The organism is Streptomyces sp. NPDC032161 (assembly GCF_040636995.1).
In the GTDB taxonomy this organism is placed as follows: domain Bacteria; phylum Actinomycetota; class Actinomycetes; order Streptomycetales; family Streptomycetaceae; genus Streptomyces.
The window spans coordinates 41722-58169 of sequence record NZ_JBEZVN010000021.1; the positions used below are offsets into that span (position 1 = coordinate 41722).

Sequence of the window (16448 nt, forward strand, 5' to 3'; positions counted from 1 at the left end):
AGGATCGCCCTCGTACCGGACGTACTCGGGTGATGCGACAACGCGGCGAGGTGCCGTGCCGGGCGTCGCGACGGGGCGAACGTTGCCTGATGCGGCACTAGCCCTTGCTGACCGCCGCCAGGATCTCCGGGAGCCGGTCCGCCGTGCGCGGTGCGGCGAGCCGCAGCCCCGCCCAGAGGATCAGCGCCCCGTACACCACGCCCGCGGGCAGCAGCGCCCACAGCCACCCGTGCCGGTCGGTGACGCTCAGCCAGACCGTCGCCGTGATCACGGGCGCGCCCAGGACCATGGCCGAGATCATGCCGCCGAAGATCGAGATCCAGGCGAGCCCGGCCTGTCCCGGGGCCACGTTCTTGAACGCCCCGTCCTGCGGAATCGAGTACGGGAACAGCGCCGAGGACACCGCGCCCGTCCCCAGCATCCCGCCCAGCAGGGCGAACGACAGCCCCAGCGCCCCGGGGAATGCCGTCCAGTCGCCGACCATCGCCGCCGTCACCACCGTCACCACGGCCGTGAACGGCAGGGTGATCAGCAGCAGCGCCAGCGCCCGTGCCCGCAGTTCGACGTACGCGTCGCGGCGGGAGGAGATCGTCAGCGCCACCATCCAGAACGCGGAGGTGTCCTGGCCGAACTGGTTGTACATCTGGACGCCGAGCATCCCGGCGGCCAGGCAGGCGAAGTAGACCGAACCGTTGCCCTGCAACGCGTTGACCACCGGCACGATCAGCCCCACCGCCAGCGCGGTGACCCAGGAAGCCTTGGTCTTCGGGTCGCGGGCGATGTACCTCAGGCTGCGTTCCATCACCGTTCCGGTGCGTCCGGCGGGCAGCAGAGCTGCGAGCCCGAAGCCGCCTCGGCCGGCCTTCTCACGGGTCGGCGCGGCGGCGGCCAGGGTCGAACCGTCGGGGGCCGTCATCAGCTTCACCAGGCTGCGCTGCCACAGCCACAGCAGGAGGACGAACGCCGCCAGGGACAGCAGGAGCTGCGCGGCGGCCTGCCCGTAGAGGCCCCGCGACGCCGAGTCCACGGAGCCGATCGCCGAGGCGGGCGGCAGCCAGCGCACCACGTCGGCCACCGGTGCGAGCGCGGACAGGCCGCCCGCCTCGCCCAGCCGCTGCGCCCCGAAGTTGACCAACTGGAAGCCCACCGCGATCACCAGTCCGCTGAGCACCGCCAGGTCGCGGCCCTTGCGCGAGGTCAGCAGGCGGGAGTTGGCCGTGGCCACGGCCCGGGCCAGGGCCACGCACACCAGCAGCGCGAGCGGCGCGGCGACCACGGCGAACGCCGCCCCGGCCGCCCCGTGCGCCACCGCGATGACCGAGCCCAGCACCAGGCACAGCGTGAACAGCGGGCCGATCCCGATCAGCGACGCCACCAGCAGCGCCGTGATCAGCGGACGGGGACGCAGCGGCAGCATCACCAGACGGCTCGGGTCGAGCGTCTCGTCACCGGCGGCGAAGAACAGCGGCATCACCGCCCAGGCCACCGCCAGTACCGCGGCCGTCAGCACGACGACGGAGCCGACGTGCGCGTTCCCGCGCATCAGGATCAGCCCGAGCAACTGGCTCGCGGCGAACAGCGCGGCGAAGACGATGGAGGTGATGTACGCGGCGCGCCGGCCCGCCGACTGGCGCAGCCCGTTGCGCAGCAGCGCCAGCTTGAGCCGCACGAAGACGGGGACGAGCGCCGTGCGCCCGGTCGCGGCGGGCCGGACGGCCGCGGCTCCCGCGGGGGTGTCGAGCACGCTCATCGGTCGCCGCCCAGCCAGTCCAGGGACTCACCGGCGGTCCGCGAACCCGCGCCGACCAGTTCGAGGAAGGCGTTCTGCAAGGAGGGCGCGTCGCCGCGCACCTCGGCCAGCGGGCCCTGGGCCCTGATCCGGCCCGCGGCCATGACGGCCACCCAGTCGCAGAGGGACTCCACCAGTTCCATCACATGGCTGGAGAAGACAACGGTCGCGCCCGAGTGCGTGTACCGGACCAGCACTTCGCGGATGGTCTGCGCCGACACCGGGTCGACGCCCTCGAACGGCTCGTCCAGGAACAGCACTTCGGGGTTGTGCAGCAGCGCGGCGGCGAGCCCGATCTTCTTCCGCATGCCGGTCGAGTAGTCGACGACCAGCTTGTGCTGGGAGCCCGCCAGGCCGAGGACGTCGAGGAGCTGGGTGGCCCGCTTGTCGACCTCTTCGCCCGGAAGCCCGCGCAGTCGCCCGGTGTACGCGAGGAGTTCGCGCCCCGAGAGGCGTTCGAAGAGGCGCAGCCCCTCCGGGAGCACGCCGATCCTGGACTTCACCTCGACCGGGTCGCGCCACACGTCGTGGCCGCCGATCTCTATGCGCCCCTCGTCGGGGCGGAGCAGCCCGGTGATCATCGACAGTGTGGTGGTCTTGCCCGCGCCGTTCGGCCCCACCAGACCGATGAACTTGCCCGCGGGCAGTTCGAGATCGATCCCGGCGACCGCGGTCTGCTGCCCGAACCGCTTCCACAGCCCCTGCACACGAACGGCGGGCGGTGCCACCGGCACTCCGCTCGCCGTTCCCGTATCCCCCGGCCGGACTTCTCTGTCGGTCTGTGCCCGGTCCTGCATCATTCCTTGCCTTTCGTCGCCCCGTTTGTACGGACAGCTTACGAAAGGTGTGCGCGGGCCCGCTCTTGGCTACGAAACGTGTGCTCGGCTCCGTCGTCCCCCACGGGAAGCGCGCTCGGATCCTTCGTCGCCTGTGCGAGGCGCGACCGGGCGTCGGCCGCTTCTCGCGCGCAGGCGTAGGCGAGCGGGCCGATGACCTCCTCCACGTCCGGCAGCCAGCGTTGGGCGGACGTGGGGCGGCGGGCCCACTGGACCGCGCCGCGTCCGCCGACCCGGGTCGGCGGAGCGGTCACGCAACGGCCCTCGCCGTGGCCGACGAGGTCGATCGTGGCGGCCCGCCAGCCCAACTCCCTTACCAGACCGTCCGTCTTGGACGCCGCGCCCGGAAGGACGAAGAAGAACATCCGCCGGTCGGGGGTGCGGGTGACGGGGCCGAGCGGCAGTTCCATCCGCTCCATCCGGGCCAGGGCGAGGAAGCCCGCGGACTCCGGCACGTCGAGCGCGTCGAAGGAGCGGCCGGTGGGCAGCAGGATCGACGCCGTCGGGTGCTCGGACCACATCCGGCGGGCGGCGGAGCCGCTGCCGGTGGCGCGTTCCGCCCAGTCGGCCCCGGCGGGATGGGCGCCGGGCGAGGCGCAGCCGGTGTCGCCGCAGGAGCACCGCTCCGTGCCGTCCCCCGCCTCCAGCCAGGTGCCGGGACAGACGTCCCAGTGCCGTTCCTCCGCGTATCGCACGGCGGCGTCGAGCAGTTGCCCGCCCCTTTGCAGGGGGATGTGCGTGGCCTGCGCGGCACCGGCGCTCTCCCGTTCCCCGCCGGGCACATGACCACGGCCGGACGCGGGGACACCGACGGGAACGCGGCCGTCGTCGGGCTCCGCCGTCCCGGTCCGCTGCCGGACTCCGACGAGATCTTCCACTCCGATGGGCTCTTCCATGATCGGCACAACTCCCGCCACCGGCCGGGGTTACGGGCGTACCGGGCGCGGCAACGGCGTACCGATCCGGTGAACGGGGCGCATGGATGCATGGGCGGGGGCGCGCGCGAGACGGCGCCCGGGCGGTCGGGTAGCCATGTACGGGCGCGGCCGCGACGACCGTCCGCGGCAACGCCGGAGGGGCGCCCGCGGCATCGCCGGAACGGCCGGCCTCCGTCGTGCGGTGACAGGAGTGACAGGTAATGACAAGGAACGGCAAGGAAAAGCAAGGAACAGTAAGGAATACGACGGACGTGACGAACACGATGAATGTGCGCATTTTCCGTGCAATCGCCGGGCATTGATCCGCTCATCGATCTCTGCGGCCTCTGGGGGAAACATGGCAGCCAGGCCTCTCGTCGCCCGCCAGCCGAACGAACGGCTCCAGGCGCTCATTCAGGAAGCCGGATGTTCCAACGCCGGCCTTGCCCGCCGCGTCAACATGGTCGGCGTGGAGCGCGGCCTCGACCTGCGGTACGACAAGACCTCCGTGGCCCGTTGGCTGCGTGGGCAGCAACCGCGCGGCAGGGCACCGGGCATCATCGCCGAGGCGCTCGGCCGCAAACTGGGCCGTACGGTCACGATCGACGAGATCGGCATGGCCAACGGCAAGAACCTGGCGTCCGGCGTCGGTCTCCAGTTCGCCCCGACCGTCATCGGCGCGATCGAGCAGGTCTGTGAGCTGTGGCGGAGCGACGTCGGCCGTCGCGACTTCCTCTCGGGTTCGACGGTCGCCTCCTCGGCCCTGGTCGAACCCAGCCGCGACTGGCTGATCACCGGCGCCGACCCGCAGGTGGCGCGGACCGCCGGGGCCCGGGTCGGGATGTCGGACGTGGCCGCGGTCAGGGCGATGACGTCCGCGCTGGTCGACCTCGACCACCGGTTCGGCAGCGGGCACGTGCGGCCGGTCCTCGTGCACTACCTGAACAGCGTGGTGTCCGGGCTGCTTTCGGGCGCGTACCGCGAATCGGTCGGACGGCAGCTGTTCACCGCGGTCGCCCGACTCACCGAACTCGGCGGGTACATGGCGGTCGACACGGGCCAGCCGGGGCTCGCCCAGCGCTACTACATCCAGGCGCTGCGGCTGGCCCAGGCGGCGGGCGACCGGGCGTACGGCGGTTACGTACTGGCCGCGTCGATGAGTCATCTCGCCGCCCAGCTCGGCAATCCGCGGGAGATCGCGCAGCTGGCGCGGGCCGCGCAGGAGGGGGCGCGCGGGCACGTCACCCCGCGCGCGCAGGCGATGTTCCACGCCGCGGAGGCGCGCGGCCACGCCCTGCTCGGCGACGCCCGCACCTGCCAGGCCGCGGCGGGCCGGGCGTCGGCGGCCATGGATCTCGTCGAGCCGGACACCGGGGACGACCCGGACTGGATCGCGCACTTCGATCGCGCCTATCTGGCCGACGAGTTGGCGCACTGCCACCGCGACCTCGGCCAGGCGGAGGCCGCCGCGCGCCGGGCGAAGGAGGCTCTGGACGGTCATCCGGAGTCCCGGGCGCGCCGACGCGGCATCGGGCTGGTGCTTCTGGCCACCGCCCAGGTCCAGTTGCGCGAGGTGGAGCAGGCCTGCCACACCGGCACCCGGGCCATGGAGCTGCTGGCATCGGTGCGTTCGAGCCGGGGCGCGGAGTATCTGGACGACCTGCAGCAGCGTCTGGTCCCGTACGGGGACGAGGCGGCGGTACGGGAGTTCGGGGCGCGCCTGGAGCTCCAGGCGGCCTGACCGGCCCCGCCGGTTCCGTGCCTGCCCCGCGTCGCTTCCCCGACGTCCCGCGTCGGTTGCCTGCGTCGTCCTGCGCCGGCTGCCTGTCGTCCTGTGTCCGTTCCCTGTTGTCCCAGGTTGTCCGACGGTCCTCCGACCGTGTCGTGAGGGCGCCGGGTGCCCGGCCTCTGTGAAGGGGTGGTGAGTGACCGGACACGCTTGGCGGACGGCGGGGACCACCCGATAGCGTGAGCCGACGATTCCGTAGGTTCACATGTAGGAGTCCCGGTGACGCAGAGCGGACAGGGTGACGAGCGGCAGCTCCCTGCTGTACGGCCCGCGCACGAAGGTGTCGTGCTGCCCGCGGGTGGCGGCGAGCCCTGGATACCAGGAGGGCCCGGCGATCAGGGCGCCCCGGCGGGCGGTCAGCCGTGGGGGCAGCCCTGGGGGCCGCAGGCGGCGCACCCGGACGCCTCGTCACTGCCGCAGCAGGCCGCTCCGGGACAGGATCAGTACGGGCAGGAGCAGTACGGGCAGGCGCCGCAGGGCCAGTCGTACGGGCAACCGCTGCCCCCGGCGCAGCAGCAGCCCCCGCAGCATCATCAGCACCACCAGCCGCCTCAGATTCCACAGCAGCCTCAGCATCAGCAGCTGCCGCAGCCGTACGCCCAGCCCCTGCCGCCCGAGGCGGTGCCCCACGCGGGCGGGGACGCGGACGCCACGCAGTACATCGCGCCGGTGCCCGGCGGACCGGCGCCGGGCGGGCTGCCGCCGGAGAACCCCGCGGAGGCCACCCAGTTCCTTCCCCACGGCACGCAGCCGCAGCAGCAGCCGTACCAGCAACAGCAGCAGCCCGCGCGCGGCGGCGACTCGGAGGCGACCCAGTACATCCCGCCGGTTCCCGGCGGCGCCCCGTACGGGATCAGGCCCGGCGCCCCGGGTGACCGTCAGCCGCCGGCCGAGTTCGACAACCTGTTCCGCGAGGGCGGGACGGCCGGGTCCACCCAGCAGATGCCCCGGCGCGCCCCCGCGCAGCAGCACCCGGGCGGCGGCGCCCATCAGGCGCCCCCGGCGCCGCGACCGGGGTATCAGCAGGTGGACGAGCCGCAGGGGCGGGCCGCACCGCGCAAGAAGCGCGCGCACGTCACGCTCATCGCGACGGTCGTCGTCGGCTGTGCCGTCGTGGGGCTCGGCGCCGGTGCGCTGATGAGCGGCGGCGACGGCAAGGGCGACGACGACAAGCAGCCCGTGGCGGCCACCGGTTCACCGTCGAACGAGGCCCCCCGGCAGCCGGCCGAGGATCCGGTGAAGACGCAGGCCGAGGCGCTGGACAAGCTGCTGGCGCACAGCAACAACAGCCGTTCCGCGGTCATCGGCGCCGTCGAGAAGACCAAGAACTGCCAGGACCTGGACCAGGCCGTGACGGACCTGAAGGACGCGGCCAGGCAGCGCCGCGATCTGGTGACCCAGCTCGAACAGCTGAGCGTCGACAAGCTGCCGGACCACGAGCGGCTGAGCGCCGCCCTCACCAAGGCGTGGCAGGCGTCCGCCTCCGCCGACGACCACTACGCCGCCTGGGCCGAGCAGGCCAAGAAGGGCAAGAAGGTCTGCAAGCACGGCAAGGCCCGCACGACGGACCAGACGCAGCAGGCCACCGTGCGCAGTGGCGAGGCGAGCAAGGCGAAGCAACAGGCGTCGGAGCTGTGGAACGTGATCGCGTCCAAGTACGGACTGACCCGGCGGGAGGCGGTCGACCTCTGAGAGCCTGTCGGGTGACCTTCGATCGGAAAGCGGACGCGGCATGGTGCGTGCGATTCCAAGGCGCCGGGATGTCTTCGGACGGGGTCTCCCCTGCTCCTTGAGAGCTTGGGGAAGGAGCTACGAGGGCATTCCGGCAACGCCGGAAGCGTGCGTGCCAGGGCGTGGCCGCCCGGTCAGAGGTCACCCGACAGGCTCTGAGGAAGGCGGCCGGCCTCCGACGGCGGGGCGCGTGCCGGGGCGGGGCGGCCGGGACGGGAAGGACCGGCCCCGGCCCGTACGCCGACAGGAGCCCGGACGACGGCAGGAGTCCGTACGTCGGCGGGGGCGTACGCCCGCGGCGGGTGAGGAGCGGGGTCGCTCCTCACCCGTTCACCCTCTGGCGCTGGCGTCCGACAGCGTCTCGGCGACGTCCACGAAGCCCTTCTTGTCCTCGACGAGCCGCCCGTCGCGGACCACCTGGAACGTCACCTTGCTGTTGACGATGCGGGGGTACGCGGACGAGCCGAGCGTGTCCGAGAACCGCCAGCGCAGGGGCGGTGTCAGCCCGCCGGTCCCGATCCGCGGGCCATGGCCGAGCGCTCTGACGACCTTTCCGGCGGTGACCTGCGGGGAGTCGATCGTCTTCACGATCTCGTTCAGTGCGGTGTAGGCGATCCACGTGGTCTGGACGCCCGGGTCGTCCGCGTCGATCCGGTTGTCGCCGAAGGCGTGCTTGCGGACCACCGCCCGCATCTCGTTCCAGCGGGAGTCGCTCGGCGCCGGGTACCAGCCGGTGACGTACGCGCCCTCGAACGGACTCTTCCGGCCACCGGTGCTGTCGATCATCTGCTGCCCGACACTGCCGAGGACGGACGAGATGCGGACCTCCCCGTACGAGGGTTCGAGCCGTCGGAAGGAGTCGAAGAAGGTCTCCGTACGGCTCCCGAGCACAGCCGTCACACAGCCGCCGCTCCGGCCCGCCGCCCGGAGCGCGCGGCCGGCGGCGTCGTCGTACGACGTGGCCGCCTCGGCCGCCCGGATGTCGGCGGGGGCGGGACGGCCAGCATCGGTGAGGCCGGTCTTCAGGAGCCACGCCTGGCCGTCGCCGCCCAGGGTGTCGGGCCGCACCACGGACACCCGGTCGCAGCGGCGGGCCAGCTGCCGGGCGTTGCCCGCGAGGAGCGCCGACTGCCCGCCGTTGACCGGGAAGGAGTTGTAGCTGCTGAACTCCTCCTCGGAGGCGCCGTAGCCACCGAGGAAGGGGATGCCGGCGGTCTCCAGCGGTGGCATGAACGACGAACCGTGCCGGCTGTAGGAGCCGACGACCGCCACCGCCTTCTTCTCGACGGCCAGCCGGGCGCAGTTGGCCGCGCCGACCGGGGTGTCCGCCTCGTCACAGGTGACGACCCGCAGCTCGTGGCCGTTGAGCCCGCCGTTCTCGTTGACCCAGCGCCCGTACGTGACCGCCATGGCGGTCATGCCGGACATGTCCAGGGTGTCGGGCCCCGTGGTTCCCGCGGGAGCCCAGGTGACCACGGTGACGGGCTCCCTGGAACCCCCCGTGGCCCCAGGGAGCGCGCCGCAGCCGGTGGCCAGCAACGCCCCGGCCGCCACCGCGCTCATGAGGAGTCTGCGGGGGCGGGGGGAGGTGGGGCGTCGCCGTCCGGTCATGGACAAGGAGAATTCCGCCCCCGGGGTAACGGCACTGTGTGCTTCGCGCAACGCACGGTGACGTCCAGGTGAATTGCGGGGGTCCGCGCGGTTGGCTGAAAAGGGAACGTACGATCGACTACCGTGCAGCAAGGTTCGCAGAACACTTCCCGCCGCGGCCGCCGCTCCTCCACCATGGGCGGCATGCCGCTGAACGACATGCCGTGGTGGCGCTGGCGCAGCAACGTGCGCTCGGCGCTGCACATGCTCTCCGACCCCGTCTTCCACCAGGAGTGCTGGCTGGCCGGACGGGAAGGGTACGGCGACGTCACCGACGCCGTGTACCGCTTGGTCGAGGACACGTGGCTGGACAACTGGTCCGCCGAGAAGTACGTCGGCACGATCTTCCGCGACGCGGACGAGGCCGCCCTCGTCGACGCCGCCGTGCTGCGGGTGCTGCGCATCATGCACCAGATCGGCGCGGACGCCCCCGTGTCGGCGTACCTGGAGCACCCGGGCTGGCCGGAGGCCGTGGTCGCCGCCAGGGAGGCCCATGTGCTGCTCGCCACCAACGACGGCGAGGACCCGGACACCCCGCCGCGCTCCCTGGACGTGCTCCGCATCATGACCGGGTCCGCATCATGACGGGCCGGGGTGCCGGCCGCTCGGCGTGACGGCAGGTCCGAGCGGCGGACGGTCCTCGTGAAGGTGCGTGTACACCATGATCGGGTCCGCATCATGATCGGGTCGGCCTGATCCGGGCCCGATGTGGCACCCTACGGGAATGACCGTGCCACGTCCCGCCGAACCGGCCGAGACCACCCCCGAGCAGTACGTCCTCACGCTTTCCTGCCCCGACAAGCAGGGCATCGTGCACGCCGTGTCGAGCTATCTCTTCATGACGGGCTGCAACATCGAGGACAGCCAGCAGTTCGGCGACCACGACACGGGTCTGTTCTTCATGCGGGTCCACTTCTCGGCGGACAGCCCGGTGACCGTGGAGAAGCTGCGGGCCAGTTTCGCCGCGGTCGGCGACTCCTTCCGGATGGACTGGCAGATCCACCGTTCCGCGGAGCGGATGCGGATCGTGCTGATGGTCAGCAAGTTCGGTCACTGCCTCAACGACCTGCTGTTCCGTTCCCGGATCGGGGCGCTGCCGGTCGAGATCGCGGCCGTCGTCTCCAACCACACGGACTTCGCGGAGCTCGTCGCCTCGTACGACATCCCGTTCCGGCACATCCCGGTGACGAAGGAGACGAAGGCGGAGGCGGAGGCCGAGCTGCTGGAGCTGGTCGAGGCGGAGAACGTCGAGCTGGTCGTCCTCGCCCGCTACATGCAGGTCCTCTCGGACGACCTGTGCAAGCGGCTGAGCGGCCGGATCATCAACATCCACCACTCCTTCCTGCCGAGCTTCAAGGGCGCGAAGCCGTACCACCAGGCGCACGCGCGCGGAGTGAAGCTGATCGGTGCGACGGCGCACTATGTGACGGCCGATCTCGACGAGGGGCCGATCATCGAGCAGGAGGTCGAGCGGGTGGGCCATGACGTCACCCCGGACCAGCTGGTCGCCCTCGGCCGCGACGTGGAGTGCCAGGCGCTCGCACGGGCGGTGAAGTGGCACGCGGAGCGGCGCATCCTGCTCAACGGCCACCGCACGGTGATCTTCGCGTAGCGCGCGCCGCACGCTGCGGGCCGCACGCCGTGCGTCCCCGCCCCGCCCCCGTTTTCGCTCGTCCAGGGCACGGGCGGGGTGCTGCGCGCCGGCTGGGACGGCCCGGCCGACCGGTTCGGCCGACACCCCGGATCAACGGTCCCCGGACGCCCCGACCACCGCGGGGATCATTTCGTCGGGAGTTCTCAGAGGCGGCTCAGCGAGGCCGCGGTGAACAGGACGTCGCGGATCGCCTCGTGGTCGCCCTGCTGACCGGCCGCCGCGTCCACCGGAGGCACCCGCCCGGCGATCAGCTGGCAGAACTCGACGCTGTCCAGCGCGATCTGCGCCACCGCGTGCTCGGGCGAACCGGAGGCGGCGGGGGAGTCCAGCGGGATGTACCAGTTGCCGCCGCCCGAGCCCTCGATCTCCAGATGCAGCGAACGGCCCGGCGAACCCGCCGTCACCAGATGACGTACGGGCCCGGCCAGTCCCGTCCTGCGGCGTTCGGCCAGCGCCGCGGGCAGCACCCGGGCCGCCAGGTCGACGATCCGGTTCAGATGCGGGGCGGACGGCGCCTCGTACGGGTAGTCCACCGCGTCCGCGATGTCACCGCCGTGCACCCAGCATTCGAAGGCGCGCTCCAGCAACGCGTCGTGCATCGGCAGCGCGAAGTCGCCGTACGGGACGGAGAGCTCGGAGACCCGGCGGCCCGCGAACGACACCGTGCGGATGAGGGTGTGGCTCTGCGCCCGCCACGGGTCGTGGACCGAGCGGGTGGGCGGCAGCCGGGTCGCGGACCAGTACCGCTCCGTGCGGGCGGTGGGCGACAGCGGCCAGTCCTCGGCCCGGCCGATGGTGCCGTCGCCGAGCGGCACGTCCAGGCCGAGGGCCGTGCCGACCAGGCCGTCGACGGTCATGAGGTGGCCGACGACACCCGCGACCGTCGTCCTGCGACGGGCCTGCTCCTCGTCCTCGAACCACTTCAGCCGCACCGGGGCGTGCCACTCGGAGTCGCCGATGTCGTGCAGCAGCGCGTCGAGCCGGGCGGTCTCCGCCTCGTACGGAGCGGCCCAGTCCGGTACCGGGATGGCGGCCGGGCGACGGGTCAGGCAGGAGTCGATCACCCGGGAACGCAGCGCCGGATCGAGATCCAGACTGCGGTCGGTCTGCAGCAGGCCGACCGCGTCGCGCAGCCGCAACGCCTCGTCCGCGCAGGTGGCGCACTCGGTCAGATGCGCCTCGACGGCCTCGGTCTCCTCCGTCGAGCACGCGGCCAGCGCCCAGGCGCCGAGCAGCGCCTTGAGGACGCGATGGGGCAGCAGCGGGGCCGGCGGCTCCGTCGGCTTCTGCGACAACGGCGGGCCCTGTGGATTCGGTGAGCCCGGCGGGCTCTGCGGGTTCGATCGTGGGTTCTGCGGTTTCGGCGGGCCGGATGGTGCCACGGCGGATTCCCGTTCCGGTGTCGTCGGCCGCGGTTCGTCGGATGTCCACGCCCGTTCCTCGGGTGCCCACGGTCGCTCGTCCGGCGTCCGGTGCCGTTCCTCGGGCGGGGACGCCGGGGCGAGCGGCGGCAGCGGCAGGGAGCCGAGGTCGAAGTCGTCGGCGGCGGCCCGCGGTCCCGGTATGCGCGGTGCGCCCCGCACCTCCTCGTCGCGTCCCTCGCTCTCGTCGTCGCGTCCGTGCGCGTTGCCGTCGGTGGTCACAGCGCCCGTCCGTATCCGGGCGGGGACGCACCCTCCAGCGGGTGGGTGTGGGCGGTGGACAGCAGCTGCAGTCCGAGCCGCAGCCGACGACGGGCCTCGTCCTCGGTGACCCCGAGGTCGGCGGCGGCCTGCCGGTAGTCCCTGCGCTGGACGTAGGCGAGCTCCAGCGCGGCGCGCAAGGGGGCGGGCATGGACGTCACGATGTAGTCGGCGCGGGCCGAGGCCGTGGCCCGGCGCACCCGCTCCTCCAGCTCGGCGCCGGTCCGCCCGTCCGGGTCCTCGGCGGGGCGGTACGCCTCGCGCAGCCGCCGTACGGAGTGCCGGTGCGCGAGCCGGGCCACCCAGGAGCGCATCGAGCCCTGCTTCGGGTCGTAGGCGTCCGGGTTCTCCCACACGTATCCGAAGACCTCGCGGGTCACCTGGTCCGCGGCCGTCTCGTCGTCGAGCATCCGGTGGGCCTGGCTGTGCACGAGCGAGGCGAACCGGTCGTAGAGCTCGCCGAGGGCGGCCGCCTCACCGCGCGCCAGCCGCTGCTGCATCTTGCGGTCCCAGCGGGGTGGTGCGTTTCTCGCCATGCGACCCCCAGCCCTGTTCCCCTCGTCACATCGAATGTAGTCGGCGGTGCCGACCACGGACGACCCTTTGTGGCAAGTGCGCCCCCGGAGAGGCCGGACGTGGTAAGGGAGACGCCGTCTCACCGCAGCGGCGAAAGCGTACTCGAACCAATCATTTCGGTTCGAACACGACTATGTCCTCTCGTGCGCGTCGGTGTTTCATGGGTCTGCGGCGGGGGCACCCGCGAGAAGGAACGGAAACTTCCGGAACGTCGGACGAACCGGTCGGAAATGGCCGGAAGCAGTCAAGAAGTCGACGCCACGGAGCAACGTCGGAAGACACGGAACGAGAGGCCCCGTCGCGTGACACTGAAAGTGGCCGAGACCGTGCACGGCGACTGGACCGTGCTGCGCATGCGCGGCGAGCTGGATCTGGTGTCGTCGCCCGCGGTGCGCCAGTCCGTCCACGAGGCGGTCGCCGAGGGCCGCCACGACGTGGTGCTCGACCTCTCCGAGGTCCAGTTCTGCGATTCCAGCGGCGTCGGCGTACTGATCGCGGCCCGCCGCCTGATGCGCTCGTGCGGGGGCCGGCTGCGGCTGATCCTCCCGGCGCGGGGCGCGGAGGAGGGCTCGCACGTCAACCGGGTCATCTGTGCCCTCGGCGTACGCCGTCTCTTCGACGTCTACCCCGACCGGCGCGCAGCCGTCGACGAGGGGGCCCGGCCGCTCCCGGTCTGAGGGCCGGGGGAACCGGGGCACCGGCCCCCGCCGCCGGGAGAACCGCACGCCGTCAGGAGAACCGCTCCCGCAGCCGGTGCTTCAGCACCTTCCGCAGGGTCTCGTTGCGCGGCAGCTCCGCGACCACCTCCAGCTGTTCCGGCAGCTTGTGCACGGAGAGTCCCCGATCCCGCAGGTAGCCGGTGATGTCCGGCAGGGTCAGCGGGGCGGCGCCCGCGGACTGCTCCACGACCGCGCAGACCCGCTCGCCGCGCTCCGGGTCCGGGAGCCCGATCACCGCCACGTCCCCGACCTCCGGGTGTCCGTGCAGCAGGTCCTCTATCTCCTTGGCGGAGACGTTCTCGCCCTTGCGGATGATGATGTCCTTCAGCCGCCCGGTGAGCACCAGGTGCCCGCTCGGCTCGACATGGCCGACGTCCCCGGTGATCAGGAACCCGTCGGCGTCGAAGGCGGCGGCCGTCGCCGCAGGGTCCAGATAGCCCTTGCAGACGGCCTCTCCGCGCAACCGGACCTCGCCGTCCGTGCCGTGCGGCAACGGCAGGCCGGCCTCGTCCGTGATCCGGATCTCCATGCCCGCGGGCGGGCGCCCCTCCGTCCCGGCGAGGTGTTCCGCCGTGTCGTCGGGGGCGCCCATCGTGATCATGGGGACCTCGGTCATGCCGTACCCGTGGGTCAGCTGGACGTCCATCTCCCGCACCACCGCGTGGTACAGCTCCGGCGGCTTCGGTGCCCCGCCGCCCGCCAGCAGCCGCAGGGTGGGGACCGGGCCGCGGCCCGGGGTCCTGCGCTGCTCGGCCAGGAACATCGAGTAGAACGCCGTGGAACCGCCCGCGACCGTCACCCCGTGGCGCCGGTACTCCGCCAGCGCGTCCGGCATCGCGAAGTGCTCGAAGAGCACCGCCGGGAACCCGTAGAGCAGCAGCATCACCGCGTAGTCGGGCCCGCCGACATGAGCGAACGGGAACGCGATCGAGCCGATGTCGTCGGCCGACAGGCGCAGTGCGTGGGCCAGGCAGGAGCCGCCCGCGATCAGGCTGCGGTCGGTGTGCAGGACCCCCTTCGGGTCGGAGGTGGTGCCCGAGGTCCAGTAGATCCAGCGGACCGCGGTCCCGTCGGCGGGCGGCGGGGGCAGCACGGCCGGATCGCCGTCCGGCAGCGACGCGTACACCTCGAAGACCAGCGGTACGGGCCCGGCCGCCGCGGCCGGTGCCGCCGCCCCGGCCGGTTCCGCCGTGACCGCTTTCGGCGTCGAGGTCCTTGCCGCGGCCAGCCGGTGCGCCATCGCCGTGTGGTCGAAGCCGCGCCAGGTGCCCGGTACGGCGAAGAAGCCGGCCTTCGACTCGCGCAGCGCGAACCCCGTCTCGCGGTCCCGGTGGAACGGGATGACGGGCGACTGCACGGCCCCGATCCGGGTCAGCGCGAACGACAGCAGCACCGTCTCGATCCGGGTCGGCAGCTGCCAGACGACCACGCTCCCGCGGCGCACCCCCATCCCCCAGAGCCCGGCCGCGACCCGTTCGCCACGGTCCCGCAGCTCTCCGAAGGTCAGGGTGCGGTCGTCCTGGATCAGGAACGGGCGGTCCGGCGTCAGGGCGGCCCGTCGCTCGACGAGCTCCCAGAAAGTGCCCGACGTGCCCAGCGCGTGTGCGGTCTCGTCCACGGCGAACCCCTCAAAAGCTGACGGATAGTCAGATCGTGCGGAGAGCGTAGAGCGCCGCGCCTTGTCGGTCCAGGGGTGCGGGGCTAGCCTGAGTCCGGAGCCGGATCTGACGGGCCATCAGAAATGAATATCGGGAAAGCGTCCGCCGGGGGCGGAACCGGCCCGCGGGGGACGGAGGGAGACCCGTCGGGGACGCGAAGAGCCCGCCGGGGACGGACAGGGGACACCGTGACGGAGAAGGGGACACCATGACGGAACTGCCTCGGATCGTCAGCGTCGACGACCACGTGATCGAGCCGCCGCACCTCTTCTCCACCTGGCTGCCCGCCAAGTACCGCGAGCGCGGCCCGCAGCCGCTCACCGCGGGCATCGGGGAACTGGCGTACGTCGGCGGCAAGTACGTCATCACGATGGACCCGGACGGGCCGCCCACGGACTGGTGGATCTACGAGGACCTGAAGTTCCCGTACAAGCGGAACATCGCCGCCGTCGGCTTCGACCGCGACGACATGACGCTGGAGGGCATCACCCGTGCCGAGATGCGGCCCGGCTGCTGGGACCCCGCCGAGCGCCTCAAGGACATGGACCTCAACCACGTCGAGGCGAGCCTGTGCTTCCCCACCTTCCCGCGCTTCTGCGGCCAGACCTTCGCCGAGGCGCACGACAAAGAAGTAGCGCTCGCCTGCGTCCGCGCCTACAACGACTGGATGGTCGAGGAGTGGTGCGGCGACAGCGGCGGACGGCTCGTCCCGCTCTGCATCATCCCGCTCTGGGACATCGGCCTGGCGGTCGCGGAGATCCACCGGAACGCGGCGCGCGGGGTGCGCGCGGTGACGTTCTCCGAGATCCCCACCCATCTCGGCCTGCCGTCGATCCACACCGGCTACTGGGACCCGTTCTTCGCCGCGTGCCAGGAGACCGGCACGGTCGTCAACATGCACATCGGGTCCAGCTCGCAGATGCCCGCCGCCTCCCCGGACGCCCCGCCCGCCGTCCAGGCCAGCCTCTCCTTCAACAACGCCATGGCCTCGATGACGGACTTCCTGTTCAGCGGGGTCCTGGTGCGCTTCCCCCGGCTGAAACTCGCCTACAGCGAGGGCCAGATGGGCTGGATCCCGTACGCACTGGAACGCGCGGACGACGTCTGGGAGGAGCACCGGGCCTGGGGCGGGGTGCGCGACCTGATCCCCGAGCCGCCGTCCACGTACTACTACCGGCAGATCTTCTGCTGCTTCTTCCGGGACAAGCACGGGGTCGCCTCGCTCGACGTCGTCGGACGGGACAACGCCACCTTCGAGACCGACTACCCGCACGTCGACTCGACGTTCCCGCACACCAAGGAGGTCGCGCTCGACCACGTGAAGGGGCTGGACGACGAGACGGTCTACAAACTGATGCGCGGAAACGCGATCCGGATGCTCGGCCTCGACCTCGACCGCGACCGCCGCCCGGACCCGAACGGCCGTACCGGCCGGGGAGCGTAGGCG

The 16448-nt window shown here is 72.1% G+C and carries 13 protein-coding genes and 1 pseudogene; 6 read left to right on the forward strand and 8 right to left on the reverse strand.

Features of this window, described 5'->3' with window-relative positions; translation table 11 throughout:
- Nucleotides 1–97 precede the first annotated feature (97 nt).
- The 3 genes and pseudogenes from AB0E67_RS26415 to AB0E67_RS26425 form a co-directional block, all read right to left on the reverse strand.
- Entirely contained in the window at nt 98–1750 is a 1653-nt protein-coding gene (locus tag AB0E67_RS26415) for a transporter (RefSeq protein WP_362031128.1), read from the reverse strand.
- The gene (locus tag AB0E67_RS26420; protein WP_362031130.1) at nt 1747–2586 is read right to left on the reverse strand and encodes an ABC transporter ATP-binding protein; all 840 of its coding nucleotides are present in this window, start codon (nt 2584–2586) and stop codon (nt 1747–1749) included. Before AB0E67_RS26420 ends, AB0E67_RS26415 begins: the two co-directional genes overlap by 4 nt.
- A gap of 134 nt (nt 2587–2720) precedes the next feature.
- Nucleotides 2721–3407, reverse strand: a pseudogene (locus AB0E67_RS26425) (bifunctional DNA primase/polymerase); the annotation flags it as partial.
- 493 nt (nt 3408–3900) lie between these two features.
- Here AB0E67_RS26425 and AB0E67_RS26430 point away from each other — a divergent pair.
- Nucleotides 3901–5283 carry a transcriptional regulator gene (locus AB0E67_RS26430; protein ID WP_362031132.1) on the forward strand — a complete coding sequence of 461 codons (1383 nt, stop codon included), beginning with the start codon at nt 3901–3903 and terminating at the stop codon, nt 5281–5283.
- Between the two features lie 249 nt (nt 5284–5532).
- On the opposite strand, the gene AB0E67_RS26435 is transcribed toward AB0E67_RS26430, so the two are convergent.
- Nucleotides 5533–5727 (reverse strand): hypothetical protein, encoded by a 195-nt coding sequence (locus AB0E67_RS26435; protein WP_360109006.1) that lies wholly within the window; start codon nt 5725–5727, stop codon nt 5533–5535.
- On the opposite strand from AB0E67_RS26435, the gene AB0E67_RS26440 reads away from it, so the two are divergent.
- Nucleotides 5647–7023 (forward strand): hypothetical protein, encoded by a 1377-nt coding sequence (locus AB0E67_RS26440; protein WP_362031210.1) that lies wholly within the window; start codon nt 5647–5649, stop codon nt 7021–7023. The genes AB0E67_RS26435 and AB0E67_RS26440 overlap by 81 nt on opposite strands.
- 369 nt (nt 7024–7392) lie before the next feature.
- On the opposite strand, the gene AB0E67_RS26445 is transcribed toward AB0E67_RS26440, so the two are convergent.
- Complete coding sequence (locus AB0E67_RS26445) at nt 7393–8673, reverse strand: ABC transporter substrate-binding protein (RefSeq protein ID WP_362031134.1); 1281 nt, start codon at nt 8671–8673, stop codon at nt 7393–7395.
- 174 nt (nt 8674–8847) lie between these two features.
- On the opposite strand from AB0E67_RS26445, the gene AB0E67_RS26450 reads away from it, so the two are divergent.
- Complete coding sequence (locus tag AB0E67_RS26450; protein WP_360108982.1) at nt 8848–9297, forward strand: hypothetical protein; 450 nt, start codon at nt 8848–8850, stop codon at nt 9295–9297.
- A 139-nt stretch (nt 9298–9436) separates the two neighbouring features.
- Nucleotides 9437–10324 carry a formyltetrahydrofolate deformylase gene (gene purU / locus AB0E67_RS26455; protein ID WP_362031136.1) on the forward strand — a complete coding sequence of 296 codons (888 nt, stop codon included), beginning with the start codon at nt 9437–9439 and terminating at the stop codon, nt 10322–10324.
- Between the two features lie 185 nt (nt 10325–10509).
- Here purU and AB0E67_RS26460 read toward each other — a convergent pair whose 3' ends face one another.
- Both AB0E67_RS26460 and AB0E67_RS26465 read right to left on the reverse strand, forming a co-directional pair.
- Complete coding sequence (locus tag AB0E67_RS26460; protein WP_362031212.1) at nt 10510–11949, reverse strand: zf-HC2 domain-containing protein; 1440 nt, start codon at nt 11947–11949, stop codon at nt 10510–10512.
- A gap of 56 nt (nt 11950–12005) precedes the next feature.
- On the reverse strand, nt 12006–12584 hold the full coding sequence (locus AB0E67_RS26465; RefSeq protein ID WP_362031138.1) for a sigma-70 family RNA polymerase sigma factor: 579 nt from the start codon (nt 12582–12584) through the stop codon (nt 12006–12008).
- A 342-nt stretch (nt 12585–12926) separates the two neighbouring features.
- Here AB0E67_RS26465 and AB0E67_RS26470 point away from each other — a divergent pair, with 342 nt between their 5' ends.
- On the forward strand, nt 12927–13301 hold the full coding sequence (locus AB0E67_RS26470; protein ID WP_362031140.1) for an STAS domain-containing protein: 375 nt from the start codon (nt 12927–12929) through the stop codon (nt 13299–13301).
- A gap of 52 nt (nt 13302–13353) precedes the next feature.
- Here AB0E67_RS26470 and AB0E67_RS26475 read toward each other — a convergent pair whose 3' ends face one another.
- Complete coding sequence (locus AB0E67_RS26475) at nt 13354–14961, reverse strand: AMP-binding protein (protein ID WP_362031142.1); 1608 nt, start codon at nt 14959–14961, stop codon at nt 13354–13356.
- 248 nt (nt 14962–15209) lie between these two features.
- Between AB0E67_RS26475 and AB0E67_RS26480 the strand changes: the two genes are divergently transcribed.
- Complete coding sequence (locus tag AB0E67_RS26480; protein ID WP_362031144.1) at nt 15210–16445, forward strand: amidohydrolase family protein; 1236 nt, start codon at nt 15210–15212, stop codon at nt 16443–16445.
- Nucleotides 16446–16448: the final 3 nt, after the last annotated feature.